This is a genomic window from Streptomyces sp. NPDC001902 (assembly GCF_042891295.1).
In the GTDB taxonomy this organism is placed as follows: Bacteria; Actinomycetota; Actinomycetes; order Streptomycetales; family Streptomycetaceae; genus Actinacidiphila.
Map to the genome: position 1 here is coordinate 327,345 of NZ_JBIATA010000003.1, position 12,502 is coordinate 339,846.

The following is a 12,502-nucleotide window of genomic DNA, read 5'->3' on the forward strand; positions in this document are numbered from 1 at the left end:
CAAGACCAGCTTACCGACCAGCGAAGTGCTTCATGCGTTCGGTGACTGCACCCGGCACGGTGCCCGGACGTGTACTGGGTCACACAGCGTGAACAGGACATGAAAAGCCATCCCGTCCCCCGACGAAGAAGAGAGCGCTCATGGACTTCCTGCGTCCCGCGACCTGGGAGGAGGCCCTCGCCGCCAAGGCGGAGCACCCCACGGCCGTACCCATCGCGGGTGGCACCGACGTGATGGTCGAGATCAACTTCGACCACCGCCGGCCCGATGTCCTGCTGGACCTGAACCGGGTCCGCGACCTGTACGAGTGGGAGGTGGGGGAGGAGACCGTACGGCTGGGCGCCGCGGTCCCCTACACCCGCGTCATCGAGGCCCTGGGCAGGGAACTGCCCGGCCTCGCGCTCGCCGCCCGCACCGTGGGCTCGCCGCAGATCCGCAACCGCGGCAGCGTCGGCGGCAACCTCGGCGCCGCGTCGCCTGCCGGGGATTCGCACCCTCCACTGCTCGCCGCCGGTGCCGAGGTGGAGGCGGTGTCCGTACGCGGCACCCGGCTCATCCCGGTCGAGGAGTTCTACACCGGGGTGAAGCGCAACGCCCTCGCGCCGGACGAGCTGATCCGCGCCGTGCACATCGCCAAGGCCGACGGCCCCCAGCAGTTCTCCAAGGTCGGCACCCGCAACGCCATGGTCATCGCGGTCTGCGCCTTCGGCCTGGCCCTGCACCCGGCCACCCGCACGGTGCGCACGGGCATCGGCTCGGCCGCGCCCACCCCGGTCCGCGCCACCACCGCCGAGGAGTTCCTGACCGCGGCGCTGGAGGAGGAGGGCCTGTGGGACAGCGCGGGGAGCGTCCCGCCGTCCGTGGCCCGCCAGTTCGCGGAGCTGGTCGCCGCCTGCGCCAGCCCCATCGACGACGTACGCGGCAGCGCCGCCTACCGCCGCCACGCACTGCAGGTCATGGCCCGCCGCACCCTCGGCTGGACCTGGGACGAGTACCGCGGCAACGAGAGGAGCGCCCGATGCGCGTGACCTTCACCGTCAACGGACGGCGCCAGGACGCCGACGACGTGTGGGAGGGCGAGAGCCTGCTGTACGTCCTGCGCGAGCGCATGGGCCTGCCCGGCTCCAAGAACGCCTGCGAGCAGGGCGAATGCGGCTCCTGCACGGTCCGGCTGGACGGAGTGCCGGTGTGCGCCTGCCTGGTCGCCGCCGGCCAGGTGCAGGACCGTGAGGTCGTGACCGTCGAGGGCCTGGCGGACTTCGCCAAGGAGCGTGACACGGGCGAGGCGGGCCCCGGCACCGAGCCGGGCGCCGCACAGCGGTGGCAGCCGCGGCCCGCCGGCCCGGCCACGGAGCTGTCGCCGGTCCAGCAGGCCTTCGTCGACGCCGGAGCCGTCCAGTGCGGCTTCTGCACCCCGGGGCTGCTGGTCGCCGCCGACGAACTGCTGGAGCGCAACGCCCAGCCCACCGACGCCGACATCCGCGAGGCCCTCTCCGGCAACCTGTGCCGTTGCACCGGCTACGAGAAGATCCTCGACGCGGTCCGCCTGGCGGCCGCCCGCACGGGGACGGAGGCCTGACCGCCATGGGCGTGACCCGCACCCCCACCCCCACCACCCAGGGCAGCGACACCAGGGGCGGCATCGGCGAGTCCACGCTGCGCCCCGACGGCGTCCTCAAGACCACCGGCGAGTTCGCCTACGCCTCCGACCTGTGGCACGAGGACATGCTCTGGGGCCACACGCTGCGCAGCCCGCACGCGCACGCCGAGATCGTCTCCCTGGATGTCTCGCAGGCGCTGGCGCAGCCCGGTGTGTACGCCGTGCTCACCTACGACGACCTGCCGACCGCCGTGCGGCACTACGGGCTGGAGATCCAGGACACCCCCGTCCTGGCCCACGGCCGGGTCCGCCACCACGGCGAACCGGTCGCGCTGGTCGCCGCCGACCACCCCGAGACCGCCCGCCGCGCCGCCGCCAAGATCAAGGTCGAGTACCGGGAACTGCCCGTCGTCGTCGACGAGGCCACCGCCACCGCCCCCGGCGCGCCGCTGCTCCACGAGGACCGCACCGACCACCACAGCGGCCACGTCCCGCACCCCAACGTCGTGCACCGCCAGCCGATCGTCCGCGGCGACGCCGACGCGGCCGCCCGGCGCGCCGACGTGATCGTCACCGGCGACTACGAGGTCGGCATGCAGGACCAGGCCTTCCTCGGCCCCGAGTCGGGGCTCGCCGTCCCCGCCGAGGACGGCGGCGTCGACCTCTACATCGCCACCCAGTGGCTGCACGCCGACCTCCGCCAGATCGCCCCCGTCCTCGGCCTGCCCGAGGGGAAGGTCCGCATGACGCTCTCCGGCGTCGGCGGCGCCTTCGGCGGGCGCGAGGACCTGTCGATGCAGATCCACGCCTGCCTGCTGGCGCTGCGCACCGGCAGGCCCGTCAAGATGGTCTACAACCGCTTCGAGTCCTTCTTCGGCCACGTCCACCGGCACCCCGCCAAGCTGCACTACGAGCACGGCGCCACCCGCGACGGGAAGATCACCCACATGCGGTGCCGCATCGTGCTGGACGGCGGCGCCTACGCCTCCTCCTCCCCGGCCGTCGTCGGCAACGCCTCCTCCCTCAGCGCCGGCCCGTACGTCATCGACGACGTCGACATCGAGGCCCTCGCGCTCTACACCAACAACCCGCCCTGCGGAGCGATGCGCGGCTTCGGTGCGGTCCAGGCCTGCTTCGCCTACGAGGCGCAGATGGACAAGCTCGCCGCCGCCCTCGGCATGGACCCGGTCGAGTTCCGGCGGCTCAACGCCATGTCCCAGGGCGCCGTCATGCCCACCGGTCAGGTCGTCGACTCCCCGGCGCCCGTCGCCGAACTGCTGCGGCGCGTCAAGGCGATGCCGATGCCGCCCGAGCGGGAGTGGGAGAGCGCCGGCGGAGGCGTGGACGTCCGCGACCTGCCCGGGGGGCTGTCCAACACCACCCACGGCGAGGGCGTCGTCCGCGGCGTCGGCTACGCCGTCGGCATCAAGAACGTCGGCTTCTCCGAGGGCTTTGACGACTACTCCACCGCCCGCGTCCGCCTGGAGGTGATCGCCGGGGAACCGGTGGCCACCGTGCACACCGCGATGGCCGAGGTCGGCCAGGGCGGCGTCACCGTCCACGCCCAGATCGCCCGCACCGAACTCGGCGTCACCCAGGTCACCATCGACCCCGCCGACACCCGAATCGGTTCGGCCGGCTCCACGTCCGCCTCCCGGCAGACGTACGTCACCGGCGGCGCCGTGCGGCACACCTGCGAGGCGGTGCGCGAACGCGTCCTGGAACTGGGCCGCGCCAGGCTCGGCACCCACCACCCGGCCTGGGCCACCGCCGAACTCCTGCTGGAGGGCGGCAAGGTCGTCACCGACGGCGGAGAGGTACTCGCCGGGATCGCCGAGGTGCTGGGCGACGAGGCGATCGACATCGAGCGCGAATGGCGGCACCGCCCCACCGAACCCTTCGACCTGCGCACCGGCCAGGGCCGCGGGCACGTCCAGTACTCCTTCGCCGCGCACCGCGCCGTCGTGGACGTCGACACCGAACTCGGACTGGTCAAGGTCGTCGAACTCGCCTGCGCCCAGGACGTCGGAAAGGCACTCAACCCGCTGTCGGTCATCGGCCAGATCCAGGGCGGCACGACGCAGGGCCTCGGCCTGGCCGTCATGGAGGAGGTCCTCGTCTCCGACCGGGCCACGGTCCGGAACCCGTCCTTCACCGACTACCTGATCCCCACCATCCTCGACACGCCGCCCATCCCGGTCGACGTGCTCGAACTCGCCGACGACCACGCCCCGTACGGGCTGCGCGGCGTCGGCGAGGCGCCGACCCTGTCCTCCACCCCGGCCGTCGTCGCCGCCATCCGCGCGGCGACCGGTCTGGCCCTGGCCCGCGTACCGGTACGGCCGGAGCACCTGACCGGTACGTGAGACAGCTCCGCCCGGCGCCGTCCGGCGCCGGGCGGTCGCCGCACCACTCTCGGGCCGTCCCCCGGGTCGTGCTGCGGACCATCCCAAATCCCGCACGGCGCAGGCCGTCCGGGTGTCCCTGTGAACCTTGGGAGTGGCACCGCATGACCCAGTCGACCCCGTCAGCCCTGCACAGAACCGCCCCGGACGGTCCCGGCGCGCAGCCGCGACCGCCGGCCGGACGCGGCAGGCTCGACCGGTACTTCCACATATCCGCACGCGGCTCGACCGTCGCCCGCGAGCTCCGCGGAGGTCTGACGACCTTCATGGCGATGGCGTACATCCTGCTGCTCAACCCGCTGCTGCTGTCCGGGCCCGACGTGGACGGGCACCGGCTCGGCCAGACCGGGCTGATCACGGCGACCGCGCTGGCCGCCGCCGTCTCCACCCTCCTCATGGGCCTCGTCGGCAAGGTGCCGCTCGCCCTCGCCGCGGGGCTGTCCGTCTCCGGGGTGCTCGCCACGCAGGTCGCCCCGCACATGACCTGGCCCCAGGCGATGGGGATGTGCGTGCTGTACGGCGTGGTGATCGTGGCTCTGGTGGTCTCCGGTCTGCGGGAGGTCATCATGAACGCGATCCCGCTGCCGCTCAAGCACGGGATCACCATCGGCATCGGCCTGTTCATCGCCCTCATCGGGCTGGTCAACGCCGGGTTCGTGGGCCGGGGCGAGGGCAGCCCGCTCACCCTGGGCGCCGGCGGACAGCTGGCCGGCTGGCCGGTACTGGTCTTCTGCGTCACCCTGCTGCTGATCTTCATGCTCCAGGCGCGCGGGACCCCCGGTGCCATCCTCATCGGCATCGTCACCGGTACCGTCCTGGCCGTGGCCGTCCACGCGGCCGGTGGCACCGACGCGAAGGTGTGGGGACTGACCGTCCCCGAACTGCCCGGACACGTGGTCTCCGCGCCCGACTTCGGGCTGTTCGGGCAGGTCGAGTTCGGCGGGTGGCAGCACATCGGGGCCCTGAGCGTCGGCATGATCGTCTTCACGCTGGTGCTGGCCGGCTTCTTCGACGCGATGGCCACCATCATCGGCGTCGGCACGGAGGCGGAGCTCGCCGACGACCAGGGACGCATGCCGGGGCTCGGCAGGGCCCTGTTCATCGACGGCGCGGGCGGCGCGATCGGCGGGTTCTCCGGGGCCTCCGGTCAGACCGTCTTCGTCGAGTCCGCGACCGGCGTCGGCGAGGGCGCCCGTACGGGCCTGTCCTCCGTGGTCACCGGCGTGCTCTTCGCCGCCGGGCTGTTCTTCACCCCGCTGGCGCAGATCGTCCCCGGCCAGGTCGCCGCGGCGGCCCTGGTGGTGATCGGCGCCATGATGATGGGCAACGCCCGGCACGTGGACTGGGGCGACCGCTCGGTGGCCGTGCCCGTCTTCCTCACCGTGGCCCTGATGCCCTTCACCTACTCCATCACCGCCGGGGTCGGCGCCGGGGTCATCGCCTACACCGCGATCAAGTCGGCCCAGGGCAGGTTCCGTGAGCCCGGGGTCTTCATGTGGGTGCTCGCGGCCGTCTTCGTCGTCTACTTCGCCCTGCACCCGCTCGAGGGCTGGCTCGGCGTCAGCTAGAAGGGGTCCCCGCCATGCTGGACATCGCCGACGAGCTCGACCGCTGGTCCGCCCAGGGCAGGCCGTTCGCCGTCGCGACCGTCGTCACGGTCGGCGGCAGCGCCCCCCGGCAGCCCGGCGCCGCGCTCGCCGTCGACGCCGAGGGCACCGCGGTCGGCAGCGTGTCCGGCGGGTGCGTGGAAGGCGCCGTCTACGAACTCTGCCAGGAGGTGCTGGAGACCGGCGAGCCGGTCCTCCAGCGCTTCGGATACTCCGACGACGACGCCTTCGCCGTGGGGCTGACCTGCGGCGGCGTCATCGACATCTTCGTCCAGCGGATCCTGCCCGGGGCGCAGCCGCAGCTCGCCGCGGCACTGGCCGCCGCCTCCCGCGGGGAGGCGGCGGCCGTGGCCAGGGTCGTGGCGGGCCCCGCCGGACTGCCCGGCCGCACCCTCCTGGTGCGCCCCGGCGGATCGTACGAGGGCACCCTCGGCGACCCGGATCTGGACCGCACCGCCGCGGCCGATGCCCACGCCCTGCTGGACGCGGGCCGCAACGCCACCGTCAACATCGGCGCGGACGGCAGCCGCTGCGGTGAGCCGCTCACCCTGCTCGTCGAGGCCGCCACCCCGCCGCCGCGCCTGCTGGTGTTCGGGGCGATCGACTTCGCCGCCGCCCTGGTGCGGGTCGGCACGTTCCTCGGCTACCGGGTGACGGTCTGCGACGCACGCCCGGTCTTCGCGACCGCCCGGCGCTTCCCGGAGGCCGACGAGGTCGTCGTCGAGTGGCCGCACCGCTATCTGGAGCGCACCCCGGTCGACGGCCGCACCGTCGTCTGCGTCCTCACCCACGACGCCAAGTTCGACGTACCGCTGCTGGAGCGGGCCCTGCGCATGCCCGTCGCCTACGTCGGCGCGATGGGCTCCCGGCGCACCCACGAGCAGCGCCTGGCCCGGCTGCGCGAGACGGGCCTCGGCGCGTCCGAACTGGCCCGGCTGCACAGCCCGATCGGGCTCGACCTCGGCGCCCGCACGCCCGAGGAGACCGCGCTGTCCATCGCCGCGGAGATCGTGGCCCACCGCCACGGGGGAACGGGGCGTCCCCTTAGGGGCGTGGACGCCCCGATCCACGGTGCGCGCCCTGCGGGGCTGTGCGGGGTGTGAAGGTGTGGGCGGCTGCGCCGGGCTGCCCGGTTGTTGTGCGCAGGCGCAAACAACCCGCACACGACAACCGGGCCCCACAGAACGCACCCCGGACGGCTACCGCAGCAACTGCTCGGCCCAGATCACCTTGCCCTCGGGCGTGTAGCGCGTGCCCCAGCGCTCGGCGAACTGCGAGACGAGGAACAGCCCCCGCCCGCCCTCATCCGTCGCGGCCGCGTAGCGCAGGTGCGGGGAGGTGCTGCCCGCGTCGGAGACCTCGCATATCAGCGCCTGGTCGAGGATCAGGCGCACCCGGATGGGTTCGGCCCCGTACCGGATGGCGTTGGTGATGAGCTCGCTCAGCAGCAGCTCCGTCGTGAAGGACAGCTCCTCCAGCCCCCACGCCGCCAGCCGCCGCTGGACCGCCGCGCGCACGCCGGAGACCGCGGCGGGGTCGCTGGGCACGTCCCAGTCCGCGACGCGGTCGGCGGGCAGGACCCGCGTGCGGGCGACGAGGAGCGCGATGTCGTCGCCGGGCCGGGAGGGCAGCATGGTCTCGAAGACGTCCCGGCAGGTCTGCTCGGGGTCGCGGCCGGCCCGGGACAGGGAACGGCGCAGGAGCTCCAGGCCCTCGTCGATGTCCCGGTCGCGGTCCTCGACCAGGCCGTCGGTGTACAGCACCAGGCTGCTGCCCTCGGGGAGCGTCAGTTCCACCGCCTCGAAGGGCAGTCCGCCCAGGCCCAGTGGTGGCCCGGCCGGTACGTCGGGGAACTCCACGGTCCCGTCGGGGTGCACGACCGCGGGGAGCAGGTGCCCGGCGCGGGCCATCGTGCAGGTGCCCGTCACCGGGTCGTAGACGGCGTACAGGCAGGTCGCGCCCGCGACGGTGGTGCCCGCGGGGGCGGCGCCGTCGCCGGCGGGCCCGGAGTCGTTCTGGTCGATCCGGCCGACCAACTCGTCGAGGTGGCCGAGCAGTTCATCGGGCGGCAGGTCCAGGGTGCTGAAGTTGTGCACCGCGGTGCGCAGCCGGCCCATCGTGGCGGCCGCGTGCAGCCCGTGGCCCACGACGTCGCCCACCACCAGGGCGACCCGCGCTCCGGGCAGCGGCAGCACGTCGAACCAGTCGCCGCCCACCCCCGCCTGCGCGGGCAGGTAGCGGTAGGCGGCGTCCAGGGCGGTCAGCCGGGGCAGTTCCCGCGGCAGCAGGCTGTGCTGCAGGGTGACCGCCATCGTGTGCTCGCGGGTGTAGCGGCGGGCGTTGTCGATGCACACCGCGGCCCGCGCCGCCAGTTCCTCGGCGAGCGTGAGGTCATCCTCGTCGAAGGGCTCCGGGGCCTGCGAGCGCCAGAAGTTGGCCATCCCCAGGAGCACGCCGCGGGCGCTCAGCGGGGCGCAGATCAGCGAGTGGATGCCGAAGCCGACGACCCGGGCGCTGCGCTGCGGGTCCTGCGCCTGCCAGCCGGGGGAGTCCGCGAGCCGGGGCTCCAGGACGGCCCGGCCGCCGGCGATGCCGGCCGCCTGCGGGCTGGACGGCACGAAGAGCAGCGGGTGCCCCGCGGGGTACAGCGGGTGGTCGTCGCGGATGCCGTTCACCGCGACCCGGCGCATCTCCACCGACGGGCCCGTCAGCGGCTCGTCGCCGCGCAGCACCCGTACCGCGAGGTCCACGGTGACGTAGTCGGCGAAGCGCGGTACCGAGACCTGCGCCAGTTCCTCGGCGGTCCTGGTGATGTCCAGCGTGGTGCCGATGCCCATGCTCGCGTCGTACAGCAGCCGCAGCCGGGTCCTGGCGGTCTCGGCGCGGCCGGACAGCGCCCGCAGTTCGGTCGCGTCGCGCAGGGTCGCCACGCTGCCCGGCGGGCCGCCGTTGCGGTCGGTGTGGCGGTTGTTGAGCACCAGCAGCCGGTCGCCGGCCGGCAGCACCTCGTCGGTGGCGTCGCGGCCGGAGGCCAGCAGTTCGCAGGCCCGCTCGTCGAGCCCGAGCCCGGTGACGGGCCGGCCCTCCGCGTCGGCGGGCAGGTCCAGCAGACGTCGTGCCTCGTCGTTGGCGAGCAGCAGCCGCCGGTCGCCGTCCAGGATGAGGACGCCCTCGCGCACGGCGTGCAGCACGGCGGCGTGGTGCTCGTACATGCGCGTCATCTCGACCGGGCCGAGGCCCCTGGTCTGCCGGGTGAGGCGTCTGGCGATCAGCCAGGTGCCGCCGGTGGCCAGGGCCAGCACCGCTGCCGCGGCGCCCAGCATGACCGGCAGTTGGTCGTTGACCGCGCCGCTGACCTTGGCGATGGTGATGCCCGAGGACACCATGCCGACGACCTCGCCCCGGTCGTCGAGGACCGGCACGTTCGCCTGCACCAGCGGGCCGATGGTGCCGACGATGTTCTCGGTGACCATCCGGCCGTGCAGGACCGGTTCGATGTCCCCGACGAACTTCTTGCCGATGCGGTCGGGCTTGGGGTGGGTGTAGCGGATCCCCTGCCGGTCCGTCACCACGATGAAGTCCACACCGGAGAGCCGGCGGGCCCGTTCGGCCTCCGGTTGCAGGACCGCCGTCGGGTCGGGCGACTCCAGCGCCGCCACGATGCCCGGCGCGCTCGCGAAGGCGGTCGCCACCGCCACCGACCGGTTGCGGGCCTCCTGTTGGCTGTCGTGCCGTGCCTGGACGACGAGTTCGACGACCGCCGCGGCGACCAGCAGCACCACGACCACGACCTGCAGCAGGAAGACCTGTCCCGCCACGCTGCGTCCGGCCAGCAGCGCTCGCAGCCCCCGCTCCCTGGAGGCGCGGTGATCGCTCGGCCCGGCCATAGGGTATGTCTACACTCCCGGGCACGGCCGGGGCGCGTTACCCCCGAGTTCTTCCGGGCCGTACGGTGTCCGCATGCGCAGGACGACACCGGGGGCCGTACTGGGCCGCCGTACGCTCAACCGGGCCCTGCTGGACCGGCAACTGCTGCTGGAGCGCTCGGCCATGGGCCCCCTGGAGGCGGTCGGGCATCTGGTGGGCCTTCAGTCCCAGGCCCCGCACGCGGCGTACGCCGCGCTGTGGACCCGGCTCGACGGCTTCGCCTTCGGCGACCTGTCCCGTCTGCTGCTGGACCGCGGGGTCGTCCGGATCGCGCTGCTGCGCGGCACCGTCCACCTGGTCACCGCGGACGACGCCCTGCGGCTGCGACCGGTGCTGCAGCCGCTGCTGGACCGGCAGATCGCCCAGGGCACCTGGGGCCCGGGGGTGCGCGGCGTGGACCGCGACGAGGCCGTCGCCGCCTGCCGGGCGCTGGTCGAGGAAGAGCCGCGCACCCCGGGCGAGCTGCGCGACCTGCTCGGCCCGCGCTGGCCGGACGCCGATCCCGCCTCCCTGGTCAACGCGCTGCGCAACTGGCTGCCGCTGGTGCAGGTGCCGCCGCGCGGCGTCTGGGGGGTGTCCGGACGGACCGCGTACACCACGGCCGGGTCCTGGCTCGGACGTCCCCCTGCCGCGGCCTGCGACCCCCAGGAGCTGGTGCGCCGCTACCTGGCGGCCTTCGGCCCCGCCTCCGTCGCCGACGCGCAGAAGTGGTCGGGGCTCACCGGGTTGCGCGAGGTCTTCGCCTCGATGGATCTGCGCGGCTACCGCGACGAGGACGGCCGGGTGCTCTACGACGCCCCCGACGCCGCGGCCCTGCCCGACCCGGACCTGCCGGTGGGCGCCCGCTTCGTCGCGGATTTCGACAACCTCGTGCTCTCCCACGCCGACCGCTCGCGGATCCTCGCCCGGGAGCACGTCCGCCGGGTCATGACGGCCAACGGCATCGTCCGCGGCACGGTCCTCGTCGACGGATTCGTGGCCGGCACCTGGAGCACCGACCGGTCGCGTGGCTCCGCGGTCGTCACGGTGGCGTCGTTCGCGCCGCTCGCGGCAGCCGACCGTGACGCGCTGGAGGCCGAGGGCAGGCGGCTGCTCGCCGCCTCCGACCCGGAGGCCGACCACCACGACGTGCGCTTCGCCTGAGCGGGACGGGCGGCACGCCGGGGCCGGGCGGAGGATCCTCCGCCCGGCCCCGGCGTCTCACGCTCCCCGCCCGTTCGCCGGGCCGCCCGCGCCGTTGAGGGCCCCGGTCGCCGGGACGGCGCGCAAGGTCAGCCGCGCAGCGGCGCCAGGGCGCTGCTCCACTCGATGACCTCGTCGATGAGGGTCGACAGGCTGGCGGCCTGGTGCTCGCCGGGGGCGAACTCGCTGAAGTTGACGAAGTCGGTGAAGAGGGAGAGCGCGACCTGGGAGCGCACGTCGGCCATCTTCAGCTCGCCGGCGATCAGCCGCAGGTGCTCGGCGGCGCGGGCGCCGCCCACGGAGCCGTAGGACACGACGCCGAGCGCCTTGTGGTTCCACTCGGCGTGCAGGTAGTCGATGGCGTTCTTCAGCACGCCCGAGGTGGAGTGGTTGTACTCCGGGGTGACGAAGATGAAGCCGTCGAAGCCGGCGATCTTGGCGGCCCACTCCTTGGTGTGGGCGTTCTGGTACTGGCCCATGGCCGGCGGGATCGGCTCGTCGAGGTGGGGGAGCGGGTAGTCGGCGAGGTCCACGAGCTCGAAGGTCGCGTCGCCGGCGTGCTTGGCGGCCTGCTCGACGACCCAGTGGGCGACCTTCTCGCCGTTCCGGCCGGGGCGGGTGCTGCCGAGGATGATGCCGATCCTGGTCATGAGGCGTGATTCCCGATCTGTGCGGTGCTGGGGGTACGAATTGAAGCTTCAACTTGAAGCTTCAAGTGCACTGTAACAGATCGACTTGAAGCTTCAAGCGGTCCGATAGCCTGGGGAGCATGACGAAGAACACAGCGGTACCGCCCGCCCCCGCCGCGATGGAGCCGCGCTGGCTGCAGGGCGGCGAGCTGACCGCGTGGATGTCGATGGCCAGGGTCATGGCCCGGCTCCTGCCGGCCCTGGAACGCGAGCTGGAGCGCGACGCCGACCTGAACTGGATGGAGTACCACGTCCTCGCGATGCTCTCCGAGCAGGAGCGGCACACCATCAGGATGAGCGTGCTCGCGGACCGGGCGAGCTCGTCCCTGTCGCGGCTGTCGCACGTGGTGCGGCGCCTGGAGCACCAGGGCTTCGTCCGCCGCGAGCCGGACCCCGGGGACGGCCGTTACACCCTGGCGATCCTCACGCCCGAGGGGTACGAGAAGCTCGTGGCCTCCGCGCCCGCGCACGTGGAGTCGGTGCGCCGGATGGTCCTGGACCCGCTGGAGCCGGGCGAGCTGGAGAGCCTGGGGCCCGTCTTCGACCGCATCTACGCCGCGGTCGACGCCGCCGACCGCGGCCGCTGACATGGAGAGGGGGGGGGGGGGGGGGGGGCGGGGGGGGGCCCCCCCCCCCCCCCCCCGCCCCCCCCCCCCGGCGGCGGGGGCGGGCTGTTGGGGGGGGGGGGGGGGGGGGGGGGGGCGGCCCCCCCCCCCCCCCCCACCCCTGGCGCAGCCTGACTCATGGTCAGGAGTTCACTCGGGCCGCCGCCCCGGCGGCCGCGGTCGCCGCGACCGCGGCGGCCTTCCTCGCACGGTCGAGCCCTGACGTCGAGCTCCTCAGGATGCCGGTGGGGGGAACGCGCGGGTCACCGGTGGGGCGGCGCTTCATCCCACGCGTACGGCACGGCCTGGGCCGACGTCATCGTCGACGACCGTGAACGAGGGGCGAGTTGGCGCACGTGCACTCGTGGGACGGGTCAACCTGCTTGCTCTGTGCGGGACCCAGGCTAGGGTCGCGGCCCCCGCGCCCCAATGAGGGAACCCCCTAACCCCGGTCGCGTAGGGAAACCCCTCGGTCACCTCACGTGTC

The 12,502-nt window shown here is 73.7% G+C and carries 9 protein-coding genes; 7 read left to right on the plus strand and 2 right to left on the minus strand.

What is annotated here, in order from left to right; all coding sequences use genetic code 11:
* Window positions 1-140: 140 nt before the first annotated feature.
* From ACFYYN_RS07725 to ACFYYN_RS07745, 5 genes are all read left to right on the plus strand, one after another.
* Complete coding sequence (locus ACFYYN_RS07725; protein WP_500321691.1) at window positions 141-1,028, plus strand: FAD binding domain-containing protein; 888 nt, start codon at window positions 141-143, stop codon at window positions 1,026-1,028.
* Window positions 1,019-1,579, plus strand: coding sequence for a (2Fe-2S)-binding protein (locus tag ACFYYN_RS07730; protein WP_500545058.1), 561 nt, complete (start codon window positions 1,019-1,021; stop codon window positions 1,577-1,579). The genes ACFYYN_RS07725 and ACFYYN_RS07730 overlap by 10 nt, the downstream gene beginning before the upstream one ends.
* Before the next feature lie 5 nt (window positions 1,580-1,584).
* On the plus strand, window positions 1,585-3,966 hold the full coding sequence (locus ACFYYN_RS07735) for a xanthine dehydrogenase family protein molybdopterin-binding subunit (protein ID WP_500545059.1): 2,382 nt from the start codon (window positions 1,585-1,587) through the stop codon (window positions 3,964-3,966).
* A 143-nt stretch (window positions 3,967-4,109) separates the two neighbouring features.
* Window positions 4,110-5,573, plus strand: coding sequence for an NCS2 family permease (locus ACFYYN_RS07740; protein ID WP_500545060.1), 1,464 nt, complete (start codon window positions 4,110-4,112; stop codon window positions 5,571-5,573).
* A 14-nt stretch (window positions 5,574-5,587) separates the two neighbouring features.
* On the plus strand, window positions 5,588-6,715 hold the full coding sequence (locus ACFYYN_RS07745) for an XdhC family protein (RefSeq protein WP_500545061.1): 1,128 nt from the start codon (window positions 5,588-5,590) through the stop codon (window positions 6,713-6,715).
* A 96-nt stretch (window positions 6,716-6,811) separates the two neighbouring features.
* Here the strand turns inward: ACFYYN_RS07745 and ACFYYN_RS07750 are convergent, their stop codons facing one another.
* On the minus strand, window positions 6,812-9,499 hold the full coding sequence (locus ACFYYN_RS07750; RefSeq protein ID WP_500545063.1) for a SpoIIE family protein phosphatase: 2,688 nt from the start codon (window positions 9,497-9,499) through the stop codon (window positions 6,812-6,814).
* A 73-nt stretch (window positions 9,500-9,572) separates the two neighbouring features.
* On the opposite strand from ACFYYN_RS07750, the gene ACFYYN_RS07755 reads away from it, so the two are divergent.
* Complete coding sequence (locus ACFYYN_RS07755; protein WP_500545064.1) at window positions 9,573-10,682, plus strand: winged helix DNA-binding domain-containing protein; 1,110 nt, start codon at window positions 9,573-9,575, stop codon at window positions 10,680-10,682.
* 128 nt (window positions 10,683-10,810) lie between these two features.
* On the opposite strand, the gene ACFYYN_RS07760 is transcribed toward ACFYYN_RS07755, so the two are convergent.
* Window positions 10,811-11,371 carry an NADPH-dependent FMN reductase gene (locus ACFYYN_RS07760; RefSeq protein ID WP_500321684.1) on the minus strand — a complete coding sequence of 187 codons (561 nt, stop codon included), beginning with the start codon at window positions 11,369-11,371 and terminating at the stop codon, window positions 10,811-10,813.
* Window positions 11,372-11,490: 119 nt separating this feature from the next.
* Here ACFYYN_RS07760 and ACFYYN_RS07765 point away from each other — a divergent pair, with 119 nt between their 5' ends.
* On the plus strand, window positions 11,491-11,997 hold the full coding sequence (locus tag ACFYYN_RS07765) for a MarR family winged helix-turn-helix transcriptional regulator (protein WP_500545065.1): 507 nt from the start codon (window positions 11,491-11,493) through the stop codon (window positions 11,995-11,997).
* Window positions 11,998-12,502 lie beyond the last annotated feature (505 nt).